The 21,386-nt window shown below is 70.5% G+C and carries 16 protein-coding genes and 2 pseudogenes; 8 read left to right on the top strand and 10 right to left on the bottom strand.

Features of this window, described 5'->3' with window-relative positions; translation table 11 throughout:
- The 3 genes and pseudogenes from StrepF001_RS32650 to StrepF001_RS48590 form a co-directional block, all read left to right on the top strand.
- The coding region (locus StrepF001_RS32650) for an SAV2148 family HEPN domain-containing protein (protein ID WP_129801822.1) at window positions 1–1,234 on the top strand (1,234 nt) is incomplete at its 5' end.
- A 102-nt stretch (window positions 1,235–1,336) separates the two neighbouring features.
- On the top strand, window positions 1,337–2,074 hold the full coding sequence (locus StrepF001_RS32645; protein ID WP_129801786.1) for a 3'-5' exonuclease: 738 nt from the start codon (window positions 1,337–1,339) through the stop codon (window positions 2,072–2,074).
- A gap of 67 nt (window positions 2,075–2,141) precedes the next feature.
- A pseudogene (locus StrepF001_RS48590) lies at window positions 2,142–2,318 on the top strand (LysR substrate-binding domain-containing protein); the annotation flags it as partial.
- A 32-nt stretch (window positions 2,319–2,350) separates the two neighbouring features.
- On the opposite strand, the gene StrepF001_RS32635 reads toward StrepF001_RS48590, so the two are convergent.
- Window positions 2,351–2,986, bottom strand: coding sequence for a TetR/AcrR family transcriptional regulator (locus tag StrepF001_RS32635; RefSeq protein WP_129801785.1), 636 nt, complete (start codon window positions 2,984–2,986; stop codon window positions 2,351–2,353).
- Window positions 2,987–3,056: 70 nt separating this feature from the next.
- Here StrepF001_RS32635 and StrepF001_RS32630 point away from each other — a divergent pair, with 70 nt between their 5' ends.
- Window positions 3,057–6,308, top strand: coding sequence for a carboxyl transferase domain-containing protein (locus tag StrepF001_RS32630; RefSeq protein ID WP_129801784.1), 3,252 nt, complete (start codon window positions 3,057–3,059; stop codon window positions 6,306–6,308).
- A 48-nt stretch (window positions 6,309–6,356) separates the two neighbouring features.
- Complete coding sequence (locus StrepF001_RS32625; protein ID WP_129801783.1) at window positions 6,357–8,054, top strand: AMP-binding protein; 1,698 nt, start codon at window positions 6,357–6,359, stop codon at window positions 8,052–8,054.
- A 9-nt stretch (window positions 8,055–8,063) separates the two neighbouring features.
- Here the strand turns inward: StrepF001_RS32625 and StrepF001_RS32620 are convergent, their stop codons facing one another.
- The gene (locus StrepF001_RS32620) at window positions 8,064–8,927 is read right to left on the bottom strand and encodes an aminoglycoside phosphotransferase family protein (protein WP_129801782.1); all 864 of its coding nucleotides are present in this window, start codon (window positions 8,925–8,927) and stop codon (window positions 8,064–8,066) included.
- Window positions 8,928–9,267: 340 nt separating this feature from the next.
- Between StrepF001_RS32620 and erm the strand changes: the two genes are divergently transcribed.
- On the top strand, window positions 9,268–10,047 hold the full coding sequence (gene erm / locus StrepF001_RS32615) for an ErmE/ErmH/ErmO/ErmR family 23S rRNA (adenine(2058)-N(6))-methyltransferase (protein WP_129801781.1): 780 nt from the start codon (window positions 9,268–9,270) through the stop codon (window positions 10,045–10,047).
- Window positions 10,048–10,054: 7 nt separating this feature from the next.
- Window positions 10,055–11,276 (top strand): annotated as a pseudogene (locus tag StrepF001_RS32610) (glycosyltransferase).
- 67 nt (window positions 11,277–11,343) lie between these two features.
- On the opposite strand, the gene StrepF001_RS32605 reads toward StrepF001_RS32610, so the two are convergent.
- Window positions 11,344–13,611 (bottom strand): MMPL family transporter, encoded by a 2,268-nt coding sequence (locus tag StrepF001_RS32605; RefSeq protein WP_129801780.1) that lies wholly within the window; start codon window positions 13,609–13,611, stop codon window positions 11,344–11,346.
- A gap of 476 nt (window positions 13,612–14,087) precedes the next feature.
- Here StrepF001_RS32605 and StrepF001_RS32595 point away from each other — a divergent pair, with 476 nt between their 5' ends.
- On the top strand, window positions 14,088–14,645 hold the full coding sequence (locus StrepF001_RS32595) for a DUF1697 domain-containing protein (protein WP_129801779.1): 558 nt from the start codon (window positions 14,088–14,090) through the stop codon (window positions 14,643–14,645).
- 143 nt (window positions 14,646–14,788) lie between these two features.
- Here StrepF001_RS32595 and StrepF001_RS32590 read toward each other — a convergent pair whose 3' ends face one another.
- The 7 genes from StrepF001_RS32590 to cysC form a co-directional block, all read right to left on the bottom strand.
- Entirely contained in the window at window positions 14,789–15,538 is a 750-nt protein-coding gene (locus StrepF001_RS32590) for a sirohydrochlorin chelatase (RefSeq protein WP_129801778.1), read from the bottom strand.
- 5 nt (window positions 15,539–15,543) lie between these two features.
- A complete protein-coding gene (locus StrepF001_RS32585) occupies window positions 15,544–16,437 on the bottom strand; it encodes an ABC transporter permease (protein ID WP_129801777.1) in 894 nt (297 codons plus the stop codon).
- Window positions 16,424–17,212, bottom strand: a complete 789-nt coding sequence (locus StrepF001_RS32580) for an ABC transporter ATP-binding protein (protein ID WP_129801776.1) — start codon at window positions 17,210–17,212, stop codon at window positions 16,424–16,426. Before StrepF001_RS32580 ends, StrepF001_RS32585 begins: the two co-directional genes overlap by 14 nt.
- Window positions 17,213–17,248: 36 nt before the next feature.
- Window positions 17,249–18,352 carry an aliphatic sulfonate ABC transporter substrate-binding protein gene (locus StrepF001_RS32575; RefSeq protein ID WP_129801775.1) on the bottom strand — a complete coding sequence of 368 codons (1,104 nt, stop codon included), beginning with the start codon at window positions 18,350–18,352 and terminating at the stop codon, window positions 17,249–17,251.
- Window positions 18,353–18,564: 212 nt separating this feature from the next.
- Window positions 18,565–19,899, bottom strand: a complete 1,335-nt coding sequence (locus StrepF001_RS32565) for a GTP-binding protein (protein ID WP_129801773.1) — start codon at window positions 19,897–19,899, stop codon at window positions 18,565–18,567.
- A gap of 2 nt (window positions 19,900–19,901) precedes the next feature.
- Window positions 19,902–20,837, bottom strand: coding sequence for a sulfate adenylyltransferase subunit CysD (gene cysD, locus StrepF001_RS32560; RefSeq protein WP_129801772.1), 936 nt, complete (start codon window positions 20,835–20,837; stop codon window positions 19,902–19,904).
- Window positions 20,834–21,370, bottom strand: a complete 537-nt coding sequence (gene cysC, locus StrepF001_RS32555) for an adenylyl-sulfate kinase (RefSeq protein WP_240797782.1) — start codon at window positions 21,368–21,370, stop codon at window positions 20,834–20,836. The genes cysD and cysC overlap by 4 nt, the downstream gene beginning before the upstream one ends.
- Window positions 21,371–21,386: the final 16 nt, after the last annotated feature.

The following is a 21,386-nucleotide window of genomic DNA, read 5'->3' as shown; positions in this document are numbered from 1 at the left end:
CTCGGGAGGGCTGGAGCTGCCCCCTGGTGACGAGGGTCACGAGGGGAACTCCGCAGACGTCCCGCCCGGCACGGTGTCCCTGGCCCGGCCGATGGAGACCCACTCCATCGGCCCCGAACTGGACTGGGACGCCGACGCCTGGCGCGAGGTGCGTACGCGCGCTCAGCGGGCCGGCCGCGCCTACATCTGGCTGAACCTCGTCGAACAGCGGCTGCGCGCGGTCGTGGCCGCGGTGCTGCGCCCCATCTACGAACCCGTCCACGGCGACGACTGGGTGGTCGCCGCGGCCGGGCCGGCCGGGCAGGAGTGGGTGCAGCGCGCGGTCGCCGTGCGCGAAGTCAGTCGCCGCAAGGGCTACTTGCTCGACCCGGCCGACGACAACGTCCTCAGCTTCCTCACGCTGCCGCAGCTGCGCGAGCTGATGGTGCAGCACTGGCCGTGCTTCGAGCCGTACATCGACGAGCGCCGGGACGTCGAGCTGGCCATGGACGAGCTGGAGGTCACCCGGAACGTCGTCTCGCGCAACCGCGCCCTGTCCGAGGCGGTGCTGAACCAGGCCGAGCGGGCCTCGGCGCGCCTCCTCGAGATCCTCGGCACGGGCGGCGACGTGCCGTCGGCGCGCAGGCTGCCGGTCGACGCGGTCGAGGACCTGGTCGGCGACCGGTACGCGGACGTGGTCGCCGTGCACTCCGACCGGGTGCGGCTGCTGCGCCGGTTCCCGGCCGAGGACATCTTCGGCGGGGCGCGCCGGCTCGACGCCATCGGGATCGGCCTCAACCTGCTCGTGCAGAACTTCTCCGGCCGGCGGCTCATGCGCCTCGCGGAGGCCGGATGCCGGGTGCGGCTGCTGTTCCTCAACCCGGCCTCCAGCGCGGTGAAGCGGCGCGAGCGTGAACTCGGCATCAAGCGGGGTGAGCTGAGCCGCGCGATCGAGATGAACATCCTGCACATGCGCCGGGTGCGGTCCCGGCTGCGTGACCCGGGTGCCTTCGAGATCCAGGTCTTCGACGAGACGCCCCGCTTCACGGCGTACCTCGTGGACGGCGACGGTTCCGACGGCATCGCGGTCGTGCAGTCCTATCTGCGGCGGACGCGGGGGCTGGAGGCGCCGGTCCTGGTGCTGCGCAACGGCAGCAGGGTGGTCAAGTCGGACGAGATCGACGAAGGTGGGCTTTTCCCGACGTACCGCGAGGAGTTCGAACTCATGTGGGCGGATTCGCGGCCCGTGTCCTGACCCGTCCCACTGCGGAAGCGGAATGCAGTCCTCTGATTGTCAGTGGCGCATGGGAAGGTGGAGACCACTGGGGGAACGCACCACCAAGAAGGGGGGCCGCCCATGGGCTGGCACCGGGAGCTGCTGATCGGCTTCGACCTGGAGACGACCGGGACGGATCCGCGCGAGGCGCGCATCGTCACGGGGGCCGTGATCGAGGTCAGGGACGGGCAGCCCACAGGGCACAAGGAATGGCTGGCGGATCCCGGCGTGGAGATCCCGGCGGACGCGGTGGCGGTCCACGGGATCAGCAACGAGCGCGCGGCCGCCGATGGCCGCCCCGCCGACCAGGTGGCGGACGCCATCGCGGACGTCCTCGTGGCGTACTGGAAGACGGGCGTGCCGGTCGTCGCCTACAACGCGGCCTTCGACCTGAGCCTGCTCTCCGCCGAGCTGCGGCGGTACGCGCTGCCGTCCCTGCGCGAGCGCCTGGGCGGCCTGGACCCCGCTCCGGTCATCGACCCGTACACCATCGACCGCTGGGTCGACCGCTACCGCCGCGGCAAGCGCAACCTCGAAGCGGTCTGCCGGGAGTACGGCATCACACTCGACTCCGCGCACGACGCCTGTGCCGACGCCCTCGCCGCGGCCCGGCTGGCCTGCGCGATAGCCACCCGCCACCCCAAGATCGCGGCCCTCGGCCCGGCGGAACTGCACCGCCGCCAGATCGAGTGGTACGCCGAGTGGGCGGCGGACTTCCAGAGCTTCCTGCGCCGCAAGGGCGACGCGACCGCGGTGATCGACGGGACATGGCCACTGAGGGAGCCGGCGGGGGAGCCGGTGACGGGCGAGACGGTCTGAGCCCCGGAGCGAGATCCTGCCGTCACACCGGGGCAGGCGCCGCGATGCGCTCGATGCGGGGCGTGCCTTGGTCGCCCACCGCCTCGACCATGCCCCGCCATGGCCGGACACGGTGGCCACGACGACGCTGCTGCGCGAGCCGCTGGACGTGGCCATGCCCTCCGACCACCCTCTGGCCGCCAAGCGCCGCGTCACTCCGCGCGACGTGGCCGACGAGCCGTGGGTCACCGTGCAGACAGCGACACACAAACCTCGGCCCATTCGGCGTCCGTGCAATCACACTGCAGAAGAACCGAGGGGGACTCCGAGCAGACGCAGGTACATCGCGGTGAGATGCGCAACCGCCTCGGCCCGGGTACTCGGTTCCTTCGCAACGCCCGGGGCGAAGACCGCGACCATGCCTCCGGCCGCGGTGGCCACGGCCTCCGGCGGTGCCACCGGGTCCGCCATGCCCCGCTGCGCCAAGTGCGCGATGTAGCGCGCACCGCGCCCTCGCGGGCGGGTATGGATCTCCTCCCGGAGGGCGTACATCGCCGGATCGGTGATCGCCTGGTGCTCGAGGACGGTGAGGAAGGCGAGGTTCTCGACGTACGCGTCGAGGTAGGCCGCGATCGTCGCCTCGGCTACGGCGTAGGGATCCTCGGCATCGAGACCGTCCAGCTCCTGCGCCGCGAGGAACCGGTCCCGCACCTCGCCGGCCAGCACGCCGAAGACGGCCTCCTTCGACGCGAAGTAGACGTAGAACGTGGCACGGCTGACCTCGGCCGCGGCCGTGATGTCGGCGATCGCGGTGCGTGCGTAGCCGCGCTGCTCGAAGACCGATCGCGCCGCCCGCAGCAGCTGGGCGCGGGTGGCGCTGTCCTCGCGGTCGAGCTTCTCCCGGGTGTTCCACGCCTTCTTCGCAGTCGCCATGCGTCCACCCTATTGACGTTGACGTCAATGTCAACACATACTCGCTGCGCGCGGACCGCCCCGAGAAGGGATGAATTCCTTGAGCAGTGTTCTGATCGCCAATCGGGGTGAGATCGCCGTCCGGATCCACCGGGCCGCCGCCACACTCGGCCTGCGGACCGTCGCCGTCTTCTCCCGCGAGGACCGTGACGCGCTGCACGCCCGCCTGGCGGACGAGGCCCATCTGCTGGCCGGGGAAGGTGTTGCGGCGTACCTCGACGCGGGCCGGATCGTGGAGATCGCCCGGCGCGCGGGGTGCGAGCTGGTCCATCCCGGTTACGGATTCCTGAGCGAGAACGCGGAGTTCGCCCAGGTCTGCGCCGAGGCCGGCCTGACCTTCGTGGGCCCCTCCCCCGAACTGCTCGGTCTGTTCGGCGACAAGGCGCGCTCGCGTGAACTCGCTGCCCAGCACGCCGTACCGGTGCTCGCGGCGACCCCTGGCGGAGCGAGCCTCGAAGAGGCAAAGGCCTTCACTACGGGCCTCGGCCCCGGTGCCGGTGTCATGGTCAAGGCGCTCGCGGGCGGCGGCGGACGCGGAATGCGCGCGGTGTTCGACGCGGACGAGCTGCCCTGGGCCTACGAGCGCTGCCGGTCCGAGGCGGAGCGAGCCTTCGGCAACGGCGAGGTGTACGTCGAGCAGCTGCTGCCCCGCGCGAAGCACATCGAGATCCAGGTCATCGGGGACGGCACGGGAGCGGTGACCCATCTGTGGGAGCGGGAGTGCACCGTCCAGCGGCGTCACCAGAAGCTGATCGAGATCGCCCCCAGTCCCTGGCTGCCCGCCGGGACGCGGGATGCGCTGATCAAGTCGGCGGTCACGATGGCCTCGGCGACGCGCTACCGCGGGCTCGGCACCTTCGAGTTCCTGGTCGACGCCGACTCACCGGAGACCTACTACTTCATCGAGACCAACCCCCGGCTCCAGGTCGAGCACACCATCACCGAAGAGCTCACCGGCGTCGACCTCGTGGTCGCACAGCTGCAGGTGGCTGTGGGCAGGACCCTGGCGGACCAGGGACTGCTGCAGGACGACATCCAGGCTCCCCGCGGCTTCGCCATCCAGAGCCGGGTCAACCTGGAGGAGATCGCCCGGGACGGTTCGGCGCGAGCCTCCGCAGGCACCCTGGCCGTCTTCGAACCGCCCGGCGGACCCGGCGTCCGCGTCGACACCCACGGCCGCACCGGCCTCAGGGTGAGCGGGGCGTTCGACTCGCTGCTCGCCAAGGTGGTCACCCGTACGGTCCGCGGGGACTTCGCCGACGCTGCTGCGCGAGCGGACAACGCCCTGCTGGAGTTCGCTGTCACCGGTGCGGCGACCAATGTCCCGCTGCTCCGGTCCGTGCTCCAGCACCCGGTCTTCCGCGACGCGGCGATGACGACCACGTTCGTCGATGACCACCTCGACGAGCTCGTCCCGGCGGACGCCGGGGAAGCCGGTGCTGCCCCCGATGCCACCGGGGACGGCGCCGTCCTTGCCGCCTCGTTCCCCGGCAGCGTCGTGGCCGTCGAGGTCCGAGCCGGTGACGAGGTGCGTGCCGGTGCTCCGCTCCTCGTCCTCGAGGCGATGAAGATGGAGCACGTCCTGACCGCCCCTTCGAGCGGCCGGGTCCGCGACGTCCGGGTCGCCGTCGGCGACGTCGTCTCCGCGGGGCTTGAGCTGGTGGTGCTCACGCCGGCCGATGTCGCGGACGAGGTCGGCGAAGAGGCCGCCGAGGTGGACCTGGAGGAGATCCGGCCGGACCTCTCAGAGGTGATCGAACGTCACCGGATCGGCCTCGACGAGGCCCGGCCGCAGGCCGTGGAGCGACGTCGGCGCACCGGGCACCGCACCGCACGCGAGAACCTCGCCGATCTCTGCGGCCCGGACGGCTTCACCGAATACGGCGCCCTTGTGATTGCCGCTCAGCGGCAGCGCCGGTCGCTGGACGACCTGATCGCCCACACGCCGGCCGACGGTCTGGTCGCGGGCATCGGCCGGGTCAACGGCGAGCAGTTCGGCGCCGACCGCAGCCAGTGCGTGGTGATGTCCTACGACTACACCGTTCTCGCCGGCACACAGGGGAAGTTGAACCACAAGAAGACCGACCGGATGCTCGAACTCGCCGAGAAGCGCCGGTTGCCGGTCGTGCTCTTCGCCGAAGGCGGCGGTGGCCGCCCCGGAGACACCGACACCACCTCCGCGTCCGGGCTGGACGTCCTGACGTTCTCCACCATGGGGCGTCTGAGCGGGCTGGTACCGACGGTCGGCATCGCATCCGGACGTTGTTTCGCCGGCAACGCGGCGCTGCTCGGATGCTGCGACGTCATCATCGCCACCAGCGACACGACGCTCGGCATGGGCGGTCCGGCGATGATCGAGGGCGGCGGCCTCGGGCAGTTCCTCCCCGAGGAGGTCGGCCCGATGTCGGTTCAGGTGCCCAACGGTGTCGTCGACATCCTCGTCGAGGACGAGCAGGAGGCCGTGGCGGTCGCCAAGAAGTACCTCTCGTACTTCCAGGGCGTCGTGGACGCGTGGGACTGCGCGGACCAGCGCAGGTTGCGCCACGTGATCCCGGAGAACCGGGTACGGGTGTACGACGTGCGCGAGGCGATCGATCTGCTCGCCGACACCGGCTCTGTGCTGGAGCTGCGCACCGAGTTCGGCATCGGCGTCATCACCGCCCTGGTCCGCATCGAGGGCCGGCCGATGGGCCTGGTGGCCAACAACCCCGGACACCTCGGCGGCGCCATCGACAGCCCGGCGGCCGACAAGATGGCCCGCTTCCTCCAGCTGTGCGACGCACATGGCCTGCCCGTCGTGTCGTTGTGCGACACGCCCGGCTTCATGGTGGGGCCCGATGCGGAGACGACGGCGACCGTCCGCCACTTCAGTCGGCTCTTCGTCGCCGGGGCCAACCTGAGCGTCCCCGTGTTCTCGGTGGTGCTGCGCAAGGGCTACGGCCTGGGCGCCCAGGCGATGGCCGGGGGCAGCTTCCGCAACCCGGTGGCCATGGTCGCCTGGCCCACCGGCGAGATCGGGGGCATGGGCCTGGAGGGTGCGGTCCGGCTCGGCTACCGGCGCGAGCTCGACGCCATCGGCGACTCGGAAGCCCGGCAGCAGGCCTTCGACGAACTGCTCGCGGAGCAGTACGCCAAGGGAAAGGCGGTCAACGCCGCGACCGTCTTCGAGCTCGACGATGTCATCGACCCGGCTGAGACCCGCCGCTGGATCACCAACGCCTTCACACCGTACGCCGCCCGACCGTTCGACGGCCGCCGGAGGTCGTTCGTCGACACCTGGTGACGGTCCGCCGACCGACTGCTCGATGTTCTCGCTCAAGGAGGAGCAGGCATGAAAATCGAGGAACACCTGGAAGATCTGCGAGCCCGTCAGGTCAGGGTCCGCCCGCACGGCACGCCGTCCGAGGTCGTCTACCCGCTCGGCGAGATCTCCCTGCCCGAGCATGTCGCGCACTGGGCAGTGCGCTGTCCGGACCGCCCGGCGATCGTCTTCGAGGAGCGCACCGTCACCTACCGCGAACTCGACGACCTGATTCGGCGGGTCGCCGGGTGGCTCGACTCGGTGGGCGTGACGGCCGGCGATCGCGTCGCCGTCCACCTGTCCAACAGCCCGCAGTTCATCGTCGTCATGCTCGCCATCTTGCGCCTCGGCGCGGTGCACGTGCCGGTGAACCCGATGTTCCGGAGCACCGAGCTCGCCTACGAGCTGGACGACAGCGGCGCCGAGGTCGTGGTCACCTTCGACACGCTACTGCCGCTGCTCGAATCGGTCCGCCGGCAGACCGCGGTTCGGGAGGTCCTCGTCACCTCGCCCACCGAGATGTCCGGCGCACCCGGGCAGTCCCGACCCGCGGTCCCCGAGGGGGCTTCGGTGCACCGCTGGGCGCAGGCCGTGGCACACGACCCCGTCGACGGACCGCCGACCGACCTCGACGCCCTGGCCGCGCTCAACTACACCGGCGGTACGACCGGGCTGCCGAAGGGCTGCATGCACACCCAGCGGCACATGATCTACACCGCCGCCAGCAGCGCGGGGGCCACCCGGAGGAATGCCGACAGCGGATACGTCGGGCTCTGCTACATCCCGGTCTTCTGGATCGCCGGCGAGAACCTCGGGATTCTCAACCCCCTGGTCCTCGGCGGCACTTCGGTGCTCATGGCACGCTGGGACCCGGCGAAGGTGCTCCGCGCCATCCACACCCACCGGGTGTCGACGATGGTCGGCACGGTGGAGAACTACCTGGAACTCCTCGACCAGCCCGATCTCTCGTCCTTCGACCTGAGCTCGCTCACCGACCCGATGGCCATGTCCTTCATCCGCAAGCTCACTCCCGAGATCCGGCACCGGTGGGCGCAGACCGTGGGTGCCGACTCGCTGCTGCGGGAGGCCGCCTACGGGATGACCGAGACGCACACATTCGACGCGACGCCCTACGGCATGGTCGAGGACGACCGGGACCTGAAGGCGGAGCCGGTCTTCTGCGGCGTGCCCGTACCCGGAACGGATATCGCGGTGGTGTCCTTCGAAACCGGTGAGCCGGTGGAGATCGGCGAGGCCGGAGAGATCGTCGTCCGCAGTCCCTCGGTGATGACCGGCTACTGGAACAAGCCCGAGGCGACCGCGAAGCAGTTGCGCGACGGCTGGTTGCACACCGGCGACAACGGCCGGATCGACGAGGACGGCTGCCTGCACTACCTCGGCCGCGACAAGGACATGATCAAGGTCAAGGGCATGAGCGTGTTCCCGGCCGAGGTCGAGATGCTCCTGGGCCGCCACCCGGACGTGCACACGGCCGCCGTGGTCCCGGCCGATGACACCGCCAGGGGCCAGGTCCCGGTCGCGTTCGTCCGGCTTCGCCCGGGCACCGCCACGGATGCATCGGCCCTGCGCGCCTGGGCGAGCGAGAACATGGCGCCCTACAAGGTGCCACTGGTGGAGGTCGTGCACGAGTTCCCGATGACGGCGACCGGAAAGATCAGGAAGACCGAGCTGACCGACCGGGCCCAGCAACTCGCCAACCCCAGCTGAGCCGACCGCTCAGAACGAATACCACCGCACCGTCTCGTCCCCCTCCCGCAACGAAGCCACCCGCCGCCGAAACTCGACCAACGCCTTCGGATTGCTGGGCGCATGCTGAGCCACCCACGCACAACTGGCCGTCTCTCGTGCGCCACGCAGCACCGAACACCCCTCCCACTCCCGCACATCCCAGCCATATGCCTCGACAAACGAGTCATAAGCCGCCGCAGGCACCCCGTACCGGTCACGGGAAAGCACCATGACCACCAGATCGTGCTCACGCAGATCGGCGGAGAAGGTCTCCAGGTCGACCAGGGCAGGACCGTCGGGTCCGACATGGACGTTCCGGGGGAGCGCGTCCCCGTGAATGGGCCCCGGCGGCAGATGAGGCGGCAGCCCACCCGCGGCCGCCGCGAACCCGTCCCGCCGCTCACGCAGATACGCCGCGTCCGCCGGATCGATCGCGTCGCCCGCCAGCCGCAGCCAGCGCTCCACACCGCCCAGCAGCTCGCGGGGCGGCAGCTCGAAGGAGGGCGTGGGCAGGGCGTGCACGACCCGTAGCAGTTCGGCCAGGTCCTGTGGCTCGGCGGGCCGTACCGGATCGGGCAGCCGGTGCCACACGGTCACCGGGTGCCCCTCCACCAGCAGCGCCTCGGGTTCGGCCGCCCGCACCGCCGGTACGCCCGCCTCGGCCAGCCACACCGCGATGTCCAGTTCGCGCCGCGCCCGGTCGAAAAGCTCCGCGGCACGGCCCACCTTGACGACCAGGTCACCGGCGGCGAACACCGCGTTCTCGCCCAGGGCGAGCAGCCGCACGTCCGGCGCCGGACCGGGCAGTACCCCCGCCGCGACCAGTACGTCCCGCGCCCGTGCCTCGTCCATCGTCCGCCTCCGTGTCCCCGGCTGTCCTGATCCCCACCGCCCGCCAGTGTCGCATTCCCACAGGTCGGACGGCGTGGGGGCCGTCCCGCGGAAAATCCGTTGCCCGCCCCATCCCGGCCCGCCTAGCGTGCCGTACGTGGGACCCCATGCGATCTTCATCTCCGGTCACGGCCGGGGCTGCACGTACTCCATCCGGATGCGCCGCGGCTCCGGTGCCCTGACCGGCCCGGGGAGCAACACGCGCTGACGCCCGCGCGTTGGCGACTCCTCCATTTCTTCGTCTTCCGGTCGGGGCCTTCGTCTGCCCGTTTCCCGTCACGGAAGACAAGGACCGCAGGCCATGGGCCGCCCCACCCGCGTTTCCCGCGCGCTCTCGCAGAACTTCCTCACCGACCGCGCCGCCGCCGCGCGCCTCGCCCAACTCGCCGTCCCGCGCCGCAAAGAGAGCCCTCTGCTGCTCGAAGTCGGCGCGGGAAAAGGCGCGTTGACCGAGCTGCTCGCGCCGCGCTGCCGCGAACTGCACGCGTACGAGATCGACCCACGACTCGTCCCCGCCCTGCGAGCCCGCTTCTCGGACACATCCCACGTCCGCATCATCGGCGACGACTTCCTCACCGCACGTCCCCCGCGCACTCCCTTCTCCGTCGCAGGCAACGTCCCCTTCTCCCGCACCGCCGCCATCGTCGACTGGTGCCTGCGGGCACCCGCTCTCACCGACGCCACGCTCCTCACCCAGCTCGAGTACGCCCGCAAACGCACCGGCGACTACGGAAGCTGGACCCGGCTGACGATCCTGACCTGGCCGTGGCACGAGTGGCGGCTGGTCGGCCGGGTCGGGCGGCACAGTTTCCGGCCCGTGCCACGCGTGGACGCCGGGATCGTACGGATCGAGCGGCGCCGCACCCCACTGCTCGACGCCGGCACCCACGACAGCTGGCGGCGCCTGGTCGAGCTGGGCTTCTCCGGAGTCGGCGGCTCGCTGCACGCGTCGCTGCGCCGGGCCCACCCGGGGCGGCGGGTCGACGCGGCGTACCGCGTGGCGCGCCTTGACCCAGGGGTCCTCGTCGGCGAGGTGCCGCCGGGGGCGTGGCTGAGGCTGCACGAGGTGCTGGCCCCGTGAAACCAGGTTGCACGAGACGTATCGTCTCGCCTATGGTCCTGACCATGACCCATATCGCCATGTTCTCCATCGCCGCCCACGGCCACGTGAACCCGAGCCTCGAGGTGATCCGCGAGCTCGTCGCGCGCGGGCATCGGGTGACGTATGCGATCCCCCCGGTGTTCGCGGAGAAGGTCGCCGAGACCGGTGCCGAGGTGAAGCTCTGGAACTCGACGCTGCCCTCGCCCGACGACGACCCGGAGGCGTGGGGCACCACGCTGCTGGACAACGTCGAGCCCTTCCTCGACGACGCCATCCAGGCACTGCCGCAGCTGATCGAGGCGTACGAGGGCGACGAGCCGGACCTCGTCCTGCACGACATCGCCTCCTACCCGGCCCGGGTCCTCGCCCACCGCTGGGGCGTGCCCGCGATCTCCCTTTCACCGAACCTGGTCGCCTGGGACGGCTACGAGGAGGAGGTCGCCGAGCCGATGTGGGAGGAGCCGAAGAAGACCGAGCGCGGCCGGGCCTACTACGCCCGTTTCCAGAGCTGGCTGGAGGAGAACGGGATCACCCAGCATCCCGATCCGTTCGCCGGCCGCCCGGCCCGTTCCCTCGTCCTGATCCCCAAGACGCTGCAGCCCAACGCCGACCGGGTCGACGAGTCCGTGCACACCTTCGTCGGCGCCTGCCAGGGCGACCGCAGCGCGGAGGGCGACTGGCAGCGGCCCGCCGACGCCGAGAAGGTCGTGCTCGTCTCGCTCGGGTCGGCCTTCACCAAGCAGCCCGACTTCTACCGGGAGTGCATCAAGGCGTTCGGTGAGCTGCCGGGCTGGCACCTGGTGCTCCAGATCGGCAAGCACGTGGACCCGGCCGAGCTGGGGGACGTACCCGAGAATGTCGACGTACGCTCCTGGGTCCCGCAGCTGGCGATCCTCAAGGAGGCCGACCTGTTCGTCACGCACGCCGGTGCGGGCGGCAGCCAGGAGGGCATGGCCACGGCCACTCCGATGATCGCCGTACCGCAGGCCGTCGACCAGTTCGGCAACGCGGACATGCTGCAGGCGCTCGGTGTCGCCCGCCACGTCCCGGCGGAGCAGGCCACCGCGGAAACCCTGCGCGAGGCGGCCCTTGCGCTCGTCGACGACCCGGAGGTGGCCCGCCGGCTGACGGACCTCCAGGCGGAGATGGCGAAGGAGGGCGGTACGCAGCGGGCCGCCGACCTCATCGAGGCCGAACTCCGGAAATAACAGGCACAACTGAGGGCCCGTTGGTTCCCCAGGGGAACCAACGGGCCCTCAGTGCAAGGGGGCAGGGTCAGACCCCCATCCGCTCCCCCTCCACCGCCGGCGGCTGCGGTTGCGCCACCGCCTCGGTGGACTCGTCGTGCGTGAGGTCCGGCAGCCGGTGCAGCCACTTCGGCAGGTACCAGTTGCGCTCACCGAGCAGCGCCATCACCGCCGGCAGCAGCACACCGCGGATGATCGTCGCGTCGATCAGCACCGCGGCCGCCAGGCCCACGCCCATCTGCTTCATGGACTGCATGGACAGCGTCCCGAAGATCGCGAACACGGCGACCATGATGACCGCGGCGCTGGTGACGACCCCGGCCGTGGTGACCACTCCGTGCTGGATCGCGTCCTTCGTGCTGCGGCCGCGCAGCCGCGCCTCGCGGATCCGCGAGACCACGAACACGTGGTAGTCCATCGACAGGCCGAACAGGATCACGAACAGGAACAGCGGCAGCCAGCTGACGATGGCGCCGACGCCCTCCGCGCCCACCAGCGAGGCACCCCAGCCGTGCTGGAAGACGGCGACCAGGATGCCGTACGCCGCACCCACCGACAGCAGGTTCAGCACGATCGAGGTGATCGCGACGGTGAGCGAGCGGAACGACAGCAGCATCAGCACGAAGGCGAAGACCACGACGAACGCGAAGACCGGGACGACGGCTCCGCCCAGTTGGTCGTTGAAGTCCTGCGAGCCGGCGACCTGGCCGGTGATCGGCGCCTCGACGCCGTCGACCTTGCCGAGCGTGGCCGGCCGTACCTCGTCGCGCAGCTTCTCCAGGCTCGCGCCCGCCTTGTCGAGGTCGGAGCCGCCGACCAGCGGGACGTATACGAAGGCGACGTTCATGTCGTCGTGCAGCTTGATCTCCACCGGTCCGCGCGAGGCACCCGAACTGACCGCCCGCTCACGGAAGTCGGCGAGTGCGGACGTCACCTCGTCAGCGTTGATGTCGTCGGCCTTGACGACCACCTCGGCCGGCTCGGCACCGCCCGGGAAAGCCTCGTTGACGCGGTTGTACGTCGCCACGATGGGCAGGGAGTCGCCGAACTCCTGGTCCAGCGTGAGGTTCTGCGTCTTCATGCCGACCGCGGGAGCCGCGACGGCGAGCAGTGCGCCGGTCGCGACGACGACCGAGAGGACGGGCCGGGCGAGCACACCCTTGAGCACGGCCGTCCAGAACCGGCTCTCACGGTTGCCGCGCCCCCGCTTGCGACGGAGCCGGCTCTCCGGGTGCAGGAAGGGGACCTTGCCCTTCTCGACCCGCCCGCCCAGCAGCGAAAGGAGGGCGGGCAGGACGGTGACGGACCCGACCATGGCGACCGCCACGACCATCAGCGACGCCAGGCCCATCGCCTCGAACTCGGCGAGCCCGGTGAACAGCATGCCGGCCATCGCCACGCACACCGTGACACCGGAGACGATGATCGCCCGGCCACTGGTGGCGGCGGCGACCCTGAGGGCGGTCTGCGCGTCCTGGCCGGCCTCCCGCTCCTCGCGCTCCCGGCGCAGGTAGAACAGGCAGTAGTCGACACCGACGGCCAGACCGACCAGCAGCATCACGGAGTTCGCGGTCTCGCTCATGGGCATCACATGGCTGACGACGCCCATCAGGCCCATCGTCGCCATGATCGCGGTGATCGCCAGCAGCACCGGCAGCAGCGCCGCCACAAGCGCGCCGAAGGCGATGAGCAGAATGCCGAGGGCCACCGGCACCGCGGAGTACTCGGCCTTCTGGAAGTCGTCCCCGAACGCGTCGTCGAACGTCTTCATCATGCTCGCGCCGCCGATCTCCTCGATCCGCAGCGACTCGTGGTCCTTCTGGACGTCCTCGACAGCCTTCAGCACGGGCTCCACGCGCTCGCCCGCGGTGTCCGCCTCGCCGCGCATGTCGAACTGCACCAGCGCGCTGCGGCCGTCCTTCGAGATCGTCTGTGTGTCGTACGGCGACGTCACGTCCGTGACCTTGCCGGTGCCCTCGACTGCCTGGACGACCGCGGTGACGGCGGCCCGGAACTCGCTGTCCGTGGCCGTGAGCGAGCCGTCCTTCGCCTGGATCAGGACCGTCTCACTGGCCGGCTCGTCGATCCCGGCGTCCTCGACGATCTTGGCGGCGGTGTGTGTTTCGCCTTTCAGCTGGTCGCTGTCCTTGACGTCGACCCGGCCCGCCGCCGAACCGAGCCCCATCGCCAGGACGACGAACAGCACCCAGATTCCGACGGCCGCCCATCGGTGCCGGGCGCTCCAGCCGCCTGCCCGGGCGGCGAGTCCCCGCACCCGTGTTTCTCCGTTCCCCATGACGGGCTGCCCCCTCGTGAGCGGCGGCGGCCCCCTGCCGCCACCTTTCGCTTCGAAGGTATGGGCCGGATAAAGCCATCTCGTCGTGCTGCCCGGTGAAGTGCCGGACGCCCGGGTCCTCCCGACGGCCTCCCTCCTCTCAGCACTGGGGAGGACAGCGGCCCCCTACATCCATCGGGAGATGTCGGGGTCGGCGATCAGGGATCCCCTTCGCACCGTTTGTGATTACGAAACCTTGTTGAACAAGTCACAGGTGCGTGTAGGTGTTGATCCGGGCCCGCCCATCGGCCAGAGTTTCGCGCAGCCCGCACCACAGGGACGCGGCCGTCGTGCCCGCCCCCACGGGGCACGACGGCCGCTTAGGGCCTGTCCGGCGGATCGGGCCGGCTCCAACGACCGACGACAACGCCGCAGATGGGCGTGCCAGGCCCCGCGATTCCGGCCTGATCCGCCGGACAGGCCCTAGGGTGGTGCGGGTGACGACGACGTATGCGGCGCTGCTGCGGGGAATCAACGTGGGCGGCGCCAAGAAGGTCCCGATGGCCGATCTGCGCACCCTGATGGAAAGCCTCGGTCACGACAGCGTGCGCACGTATCTGCAGAGCGGTCAGGCCGTGTTCACGAGCGAGCACGGCGACGCGGAGTCCCTGGCCGCCGAGCTCACCCGGGCCGTCGAGCGGAAGTTCGGCTTCGCGGTCGAGGTGATCGTGCGGGACCACGCCTACCTGAAGGCGACAGCCGAGGCCTGTCCCTTCCCGGCCGCCGATCTGGAAGCCAAGCAGCTCCACGTCACGTACTTCTCCGCGCCCGTCGACGCCGAACGCTTCGCGGAGATCGACCAGGAGGCCTTCCTCCCCGAGGAGTTCCGGCTCGGCGACCGCGCCCTGTACCTGTACGCACCGAACGGCCTCGGCCGGTCCAAGCTCGGCGAGTACCTGGCGAGACCGCGGCTGAACAAGGGCGTGATCGCCACGACCCGGAACTGGAACACGGTCGTCAAGCTGGTGGAACTCACCGAGCCGACGGCAGGGTGACCGTCCGCAGGCCGGGTGGGTCGAGTGCCGCGCCCTGAAGGGGCGCGGGGCTGTGCCGATATGCGGCTCCGCCGCGTGCGCGCGACCAGCCACGACGGCGCCGCAGATGACAGACGACATGGCGCGGCACTCAAGCGGAGCGCCTACGCGCCGACCGCCGCCCGCAGCGGCGTCCGCGCCCCGTCGTACCGTTCCAGCAGCACCCGTGCCACCTCCGGCGCCGGGCCGAGGACATCGGCGAGTACGTCCGCCTCGGCCGCGCCCCGCGCGATGCGGTCCGGCAGGAAACCGGGGGCCAGGACGTACGGGGCGACGGCGATGCGCCGGCAGCCGAGCGCGCGCAGTTCCCGTACCGCGTCCTCGGTGCGGGGGAACCCCGCGGGAGAACCAGCGGAGGCGAACGCAGGTCGCACGGCGCACCAACCGGTGTGCCGCCACTCCCGCGCGATTTCTGCGATCACTGCGATCGCCTCCGGGTCGGTGGAGCCCGCCGAGGCCAGCACGACCCCGGTCGAGGGCTTGTCGGCCGGCGTCAGGCCCGCCTCGTACAGCCGCCGTTCGAGCGCCGACAGCAGCAGCGGGGAGGGACCCAGCACCTCCGCCTGGCGGATCCGGAGCTGCCGCGGCGCGTCCCGCAGGACCGCCGGGATGTCGGCCTTCGCATGGAACGCCCGGGTCAGCAGGAGCGGAAGGGCCACGACATCGCGGACACCCTCCGCTGCGAGAGACTCCAGCACGCGCTGCACGGACGGGACGTTGAAGTCCAGGAAACCGGTCTCCACGCGCAGCCCCGGCCGCAGCGTCCGTACCCGCCGCACGAGGGCGTGCACGGTCGCGGCGTGCCGCGGGTCGCGGCTGCCGTGGGCGATGACGAGGAGGACCGGGTTGCGCACGGGGATCAGCTCTTCACCAACAGGCCGCGGCTGCGCAGCACCCGCCGCTCCAGCGGGCTGAAGATCAGCAGGTCGATCGCGATGCCGACGACCAGGATCAGCAGGATGGCGAGGAACACCATGGACATGGAGCTGGTGTTGCGGCCGTTCTCCAGCAACTGGCCGAGCCCCACACCGAGTTCCGGCGAGGACGCGATGATCTCGGCGGCCATCAGCGACCGCCAGGAGAACGCCCAGCCCTGCTTCAGGCCGGCCAGATAGCCGGGCAGCGCGGCCGGCATCACGATGTGCCAGGTGCCCCTCAGGCCCGTCGCGCCCATCGTGCGGCCCGCCCGCAGGAACAGCGGCGGCACCTGGTCGACGCCGGAGACAAGGCCGTTGGCGATGGACGGGACGGCGCCGAGCAGGATCACCGCGTACATCATCGAGTTGTTCAGGCCGAGCCAGATCACGGCCGGAGGCACCCACGCCACGGACGGCAGCGACTGCAGACCCGACAGGATCGGCCCGATCGCGGCCCGTACGAACCTCACCCGGGCCACCAGCAGGCCCAGCGGCGTGCCGATCGCCAGCGCCATCAGGAAGCCCAGCAGACCGCGCGAGACGCTGGTCCAGATGTAGTCCAGGAGCGTGCCCTGCAGCCAGGCGTCCTCGACCTCGCCCCACACGTCCCCGGGGGAGGGCAGCTTGCTCGGGTCGTCGACGATGTTGAACGAGACCAGCGCCTGCCACACCAGCAGCACCAGCACGACGGCGGTGACCGGCGGCACGATCTTCTGCGTGAAGGTCGTACGGAACGGCGTACGGCTCGTCTGGACCGTCTCCAGGGCGTCCAGGCCCGCCTCGAGCCCGGCCAGGTCGTTGCCGTCCTTGACGGCGGGCGTGTCAGTGCTGGCCATGGCGGCGGATCTCCCCACGCAGTTCTTCGGTGATCTCCCGGGACAACTCCGCCACGGCGGCGTCCTCGATACGGCGCGGCTGCGGGATGTCCACCCGCCACTCCCGGGCCACGCGACCGGGACGGGAGGAGAGCAGGACGACACGCTCGGCGAGCCGGACCGCCTCGCGCACGTTGTGCGTCACGAACAGCACCGACAGCCCCGTCTCGCGCCAGATCCGGGTCAGTTCGTCGTGCAGCACGTCACGGGTGATCGCGTCCAGCGCCGCGAACGGCTCGTCCATCAGCAGCAGCCTGCTGTCCTGGGCGAGCGCACGGGCCAGCGCCACACGCTGGCGCATACCGCCGGACAGTTCGTGCACCCGCTTGCCGTACGCCCCCTGCAGCCGGACCAGCGCCAGCAGCTCCTCGGCGCGGCCACGGCGCTCCGCCTTGGGCGTGCCGCGCAGCTTCAGGGCGAGCTCGATGTTCTTGCCCGCGGTCAGCCACGGGAACAGGGCGTGCTCCTGGAACATCAGGGCAGGCCGGCCGTCGGTCGTGATGTCACCGGCGGTCGGCCGGTCCAGGCCCGCCACCAGGTTGAGCAGCGTCGACTTGCCGCAGCCCGAGGCGCCCAGGAGGGTGACGAACTCACCCGGCGCGACATCGAGCGTGATGTCGTCGAGGACGAGCTGCTGCCCGGCGGGGCCGGCGAAGGACTTCGAGACATGCTCGATGCGTGCGGAGTACTCGACCGACGTACCGGCGTCGGCGGCCTTGGCGAGGGCGGTTGCCATGGTCGTCACCTCCTGGGAACTCAACGGGGCTTGGGGTTACTGGGCGCCGAGACCGGCGTCGTCGACGGTCGGCTTGCCCTCGGCGGCGAGGACCTTGTTGAGCGGGGCGAGGTCGTAGATGCCGTTCAGGTCGGGCTGGTCCAGCAGTCCGGCCTTGACTGCGTGCTCGGCCTCGGTGTCGAGGGTGGCGGCGAGGGGGTCGTCGGTGATGTGGATGGACTCCCACGCCGGGTCGAGCACCTCGGCCGGCAGCTCCTTGCCCGAGTCCACCTTGAGCTGGGCGTTCGCGGAGGCCTTGGCCTGGTCCGGGTTGGCGTTGATCCACGCGTTGGTCTTCACGGACGCGCGCAGCACCGCCTCGACGGCCTTCGGGTGATCCTTCAGGAACGACTGCGACACGATGATGTTCGTGATCACGAACTTCTTGTCGGGCCACAGGTCGGCCTCGTCGAGCAGCACCTTCGCGCCCTCGGCGACCAGCTTGGACGCGGTCGGCTCCGGCACCCACGCGCCGTCGACGGAGCCCGACGTGTAGGCGTCCGGCGTGATCTTGTTGTCGGTGCGGACGACCGAGACGTCGCCCTGGCCGCTCTCCGCGTCGACCTTCCAGCCCCGCTCGGCGATCCAGTTGAGGAACGCCACGTCCTGCGTGTTGCCGAGCTGCGGGGTCGCGATCTTCTTGCCCTTGACGTCGTCCAGGGTCCTGATCTTCTCGGGGTTGACCACCAGCTTCACGCCGCCCGACGCCGAACCGCCGATGATCCGCAGGTTCTTGCCGCCCGACTTGAGGTATCCGTTGATCGCCGGGGACGGGCCGATCCAGCCGATGTCGATGGACCCCGAGTTGAGCGCCTCGATCTCGGAGGGACCGGCGTTGAAGGTCGCGTACTCCGCCTTCGTTCCGCCCAGTTCCTTCTGGAACAGCCCCTCGTTCTGGCCCACCAGCGCGGTCGCGTGGGTGAGATTGCCGAAGTAGCCGATCTTCACGCTGTCGAGACCGTCGATCTTCTTCGCCCCGGCGACGACCTGCTGCTTGGTGTCGTCCTGCGCCTGGGAGCCGTAGCCGCAGCCGGCGAGCGCGAGGAGAGGGAGTGCGGTTATTGCCGCGAGAGTGCGGCGGAGGGCGGTGGTGGCAGGCACGGGAGGTGGTCCTCTCGTCGGCCCGGCGGGTCACGGTCTGTCAGGTCGTGGCCGGGAGGTCGGCAGGTTTTCGGCGGCGCGTCCGGGGCGCGTGCGGCATCGCGCACATCACGCACATCGCGCCACCCCGCCCTGCCCGCTGCCGAGGGCGCCACTGCCGACGCGCCCGCCCTCCTTCGCGAACGTGGAGAAGTAGTCCGTGGAGTTCATGATCAGAAGTCCCACCCGTCGTCCTCGCTCTCGTCCCGGACCGGCTCCGGGGAGGCGAAGGACTCGCCGACCATGCCCGCGGTCAGCGTGGTGCCGTCCGCCGGGTCGATCAGGATGAACGAGCCCGTGCGCCGCGAGTCGGCGTAGGAGTCGACCGGCAGCGGCTCGGCGGTGCGGATCTTCACCCGGCCGATGTCGTTGGCGACGAGCTGCCCCGGGTGCGGGTGCAGGGACAGGTCGTCGAGCGTGAGCCGGGACGGGATGTCCTTGACGATCGCCTTGACCGTGCGGGTGCCGTGCTTGAGCAGGACCCGGTGGCCGACGGTGAGCGGGGCGTCGGCGACATGGCAGACGGTCGCCTCGATGTCCTGCGTGGTCGGCGGCGCGTCCTTGCTGGGCACGATCAGGTCGCCGCGGGAGATGTCGATGTCGTCCTCCAGCAGGAGGGTCACCGACTGCGTGGTCCAGGCGACGTCGACGGGCTTGCCCAGCAGGTCGATGCCGGAGATCTTCGTCGAGCGGCCGGAGGGCAGGACCGTGATCTGCTCGCCGACGTGGAACGCACCGGCCGCGATCTGGCCCGCGTAGCCACGGTAGTCCGGGTGCTCGGCGGTCTGCGGCCGGATCACGTACTGCACGGGCAGACGGGCGTGGCAGTGCGCCAGGTCGTGCGCGACCGGGACGGTCTCCAGGTGCTCCAGGACGGTGGGGCCGCCGTACCAGTCCATGCTCGCGGACGGCTCCACGACGTTGTCGCCGTTCAGCGCCGAGATCGGGATCGCGGTCACCTCGGGGACGCCCAGTTCCGTGGCGTACGCCGTGAACTCCTCGGCGATCGCCGCGAACACCTTTTCCTCGTAGCCGACGAGGTCCATCTTGTTGACGGCGAGGACGACATGCGGGACGCGCAGCAGGGCGGCGATGGCGGCGTGCCGGCGGGTCTGCTCGACGACGCCGTTGCGGGCGTCGACGAGGATCACGGTCAGTTCGGCGGTCGAGGCGCCGGTGACCATGTTGCGGGTGTACTGCACATGGCCGGGGGTGTCGGCGAGGATGAACCGGCGGCGCGGGGTGGCGAAGTAGCGGTAGGCCACGTCGATGGTGATGCCCTGCTCGCGCTCGGCGCGCAGACCGTCCGTGAGCAGCGCGAGGTCCGGGCCCTCCTGGCCGCGGCTCGCCGAGGCGCGCTCCACGGCCTCCAGCTGGTCGGCGAGGACCGACTTGGAGTCGTGCAGCAGCCGGCCGACGAGGGTGGACTTGCCGTCGTCGACGGAGCCCGCGGTGGCGAACCGCAGCAGGGTGGTGGCCGAGAGTTCCTCGGTCGTGATCGTGCTCATGCTTAGAAGTACCCCTCGCGCTTGCGGTCTTCCATCGCGGCCTCGGACAGCTTGTCGTCGGCCCGGGTGGCGCCCCGCTCGGTCAGGCGGGAGGCGGCGATCTCGGCGATCACCTTCTCGATGGTGTCGGCGTCGGAGTCGACGGCGCCGGTGCAGGACATGTCGCCGACCGTGCGGTAGCGGACCTGCCGCTTCTCGACGGTCTCGCCCTCCTTGGGGCCGCCCCACTCGCCGGCGGTCAGCCACATGCCGCTCCGCTGGAAGACCTCACGCTCGTGCGCGAAGTAGATCTCCGGCAGCTCGATCTCCTCGCGGGCGATGTACTGCCAGACGTCCAGCTCGGTCCAGTTGGACAGCGGGAAGACGCGGACGTGCTCGCCGGGGGCGTGCCGGCCGTTGTACAGGTTCCACAGCTCGGGGCGCTGGCGGCGCGGGTCCCACTGGGAGAACTCGTCCCGCAGCGAGAACACCCGCTCCTTGGCCCGGGCCTTCTCCTCGTCCCGGCGCCCGCCGCCGAACACCGCGTCGAACTTCTCGCTCTGGATCTTCTCCGTCAGGGGAAGGGTCTGCAGCGGGTTACGGGTGCCGTCCGGGCGCTCCTTGAGCACCCCGCGGTCGATGTAGTCCTGTACAGAGGCCACATGGAGGCGCAGCCCATGTGCGGCCACCACACGGTCGCGGTAGTCGAGGACCTCGGGGAAGTTGTGCCCGGTGTCGACGTGCAGCAGCGAGAAGGGCACCGGCGCGGGCGCGAACGCCTTCAGCGCCAGATGCAGCATGACGATGGAGTCCTTGCCGCCGGAGAACAGGATCACCGGCCGCTCGAACTCGCCCGCCACCTCCCGGAAGATGTGCACCGCCTCGGACTCCAGGGCGTCCAGATGCGAGAGGGCGTACGGGGTGTCCGTGCCCTCCTCGATCGTGGCGACGGTCGTCATGCCAGTCCCCTTTCGCTGAGCAGGGCGTACACCGACGCCGCGGACTCCTGCACGGTCTGGTTCTGCGACTCGATCCGCAGGTCGGGCGACTCGGGCTCCTCGTACGGGTCGTCGACGCCGGTGAGTCCCTTGAGCTCGCCCGCGGCCTGCTTGGCGTACAGGCCCTTCACGTCGCGCTCGCTGCACACCTCGACCGGAGTCGCCACGTGCACCTCGACATACGCCGTGCCGTTCGTCTGGTGCCGCTTGCGCACCGCGTCACGGCTGTCGGTGTACGGCGCGATCACCGGGACGAGCGCCTTGACGCCGTTGCGGGCGAGCAGCTCGGCGACGAAGCCGATGCGCTGCACGTTGGTGTGCCGGTCCTCGCGGCTGAAGCCGAGGCCCGCCGAGATGAACTCGCGGATCTCGTCTCCGTCGAGCACCTCGACGAGGTGGCCCTCTTCGCGCAGCCGGCCGGCCAGCTCGTACGCGATCGTGGTCTTGCCGGCACTCGGCAGACCCGTGAGCCAGACGGTGGCTCCGGTCGTCACGTGGTTCTCCTGGGGG

The organism is Streptomyces sp. F001 (assembly GCF_004187715.1).
GTDB lineage: Bacteria > Actinomycetota > Actinomycetes > Streptomycetales > Streptomycetaceae > Streptomyces > Streptomyces flavusporus.
Note: the sequence above shows the minus strand (reverse complement) of the source record. Positions and strands in the feature narration are given on the sequence as shown.

Coding starts and splice junctions, on each gene's coding strand:
- erm (WP_129801781.1), top strand. CDS start 9,268: ATGGGCCGCCCCACCCGCGTTTCCCGCGCGCTCTCGCAGAACTTCCTC.
- StrepF001_RS32580 (WP_129801776.1), bottom strand. CDS start 17,212: ATGGCAACCGCCCTCGCCAAGGCCGCCGACGCCGGTACGTCGGTCGAG.
- StrepF001_RS32635 (WP_129801785.1), bottom strand. CDS start 2,986: ATGGCGACTGCGAAGAAGGCGTGGAACACCCGGGAGAAGCTCGACCGC.
- StrepF001_RS32605 (WP_129801780.1), bottom strand. CDS start 13,611: ATGGGGAACGGAGAAACACGGGTGCGGGGACTCGCCGCCCGGGCAGGC.
- StrepF001_RS32630 (WP_129801784.1), top strand. CDS start 3,057: ATGAATTCCTTGAGCAGTGTTCTGATCGCCAATCGGGGTGAGATCGCC.
- StrepF001_RS32585 (WP_129801777.1), bottom strand. CDS start 16,437: ATGGCCAGCACTGACACGCCCGCCGTCAAGGACGGCAACGACCTGGCC.
- StrepF001_RS32620 (WP_129801782.1), bottom strand. CDS start 8,927: ATGGACGAGGCACGGGCGCGGGACGTACTGGTCGCGGCGGGGGTACTG.
- StrepF001_RS32565 (WP_129801773.1), bottom strand. CDS start 19,899: ATGAGCACGATCACGACCGAGGAACTCTCGGCCACCACCCTGCTGCGG.
- cysD (WP_129801772.1), bottom strand. CDS start 20,837: ATGACGACCGTCGCCACGATCGAGGAGGGCACGGACACCCCGTACGCC.
- StrepF001_RS32625 (WP_129801783.1), top strand. CDS start 6,357: ATGAAAATCGAGGAACACCTGGAAGATCTGCGAGCCCGTCAGGTCAGG.
- StrepF001_RS32645 (WP_129801786.1), top strand. CDS start 1,337: ATGGGCTGGCACCGGGAGCTGCTGATCGGCTTCGACCTGGAGACGACC.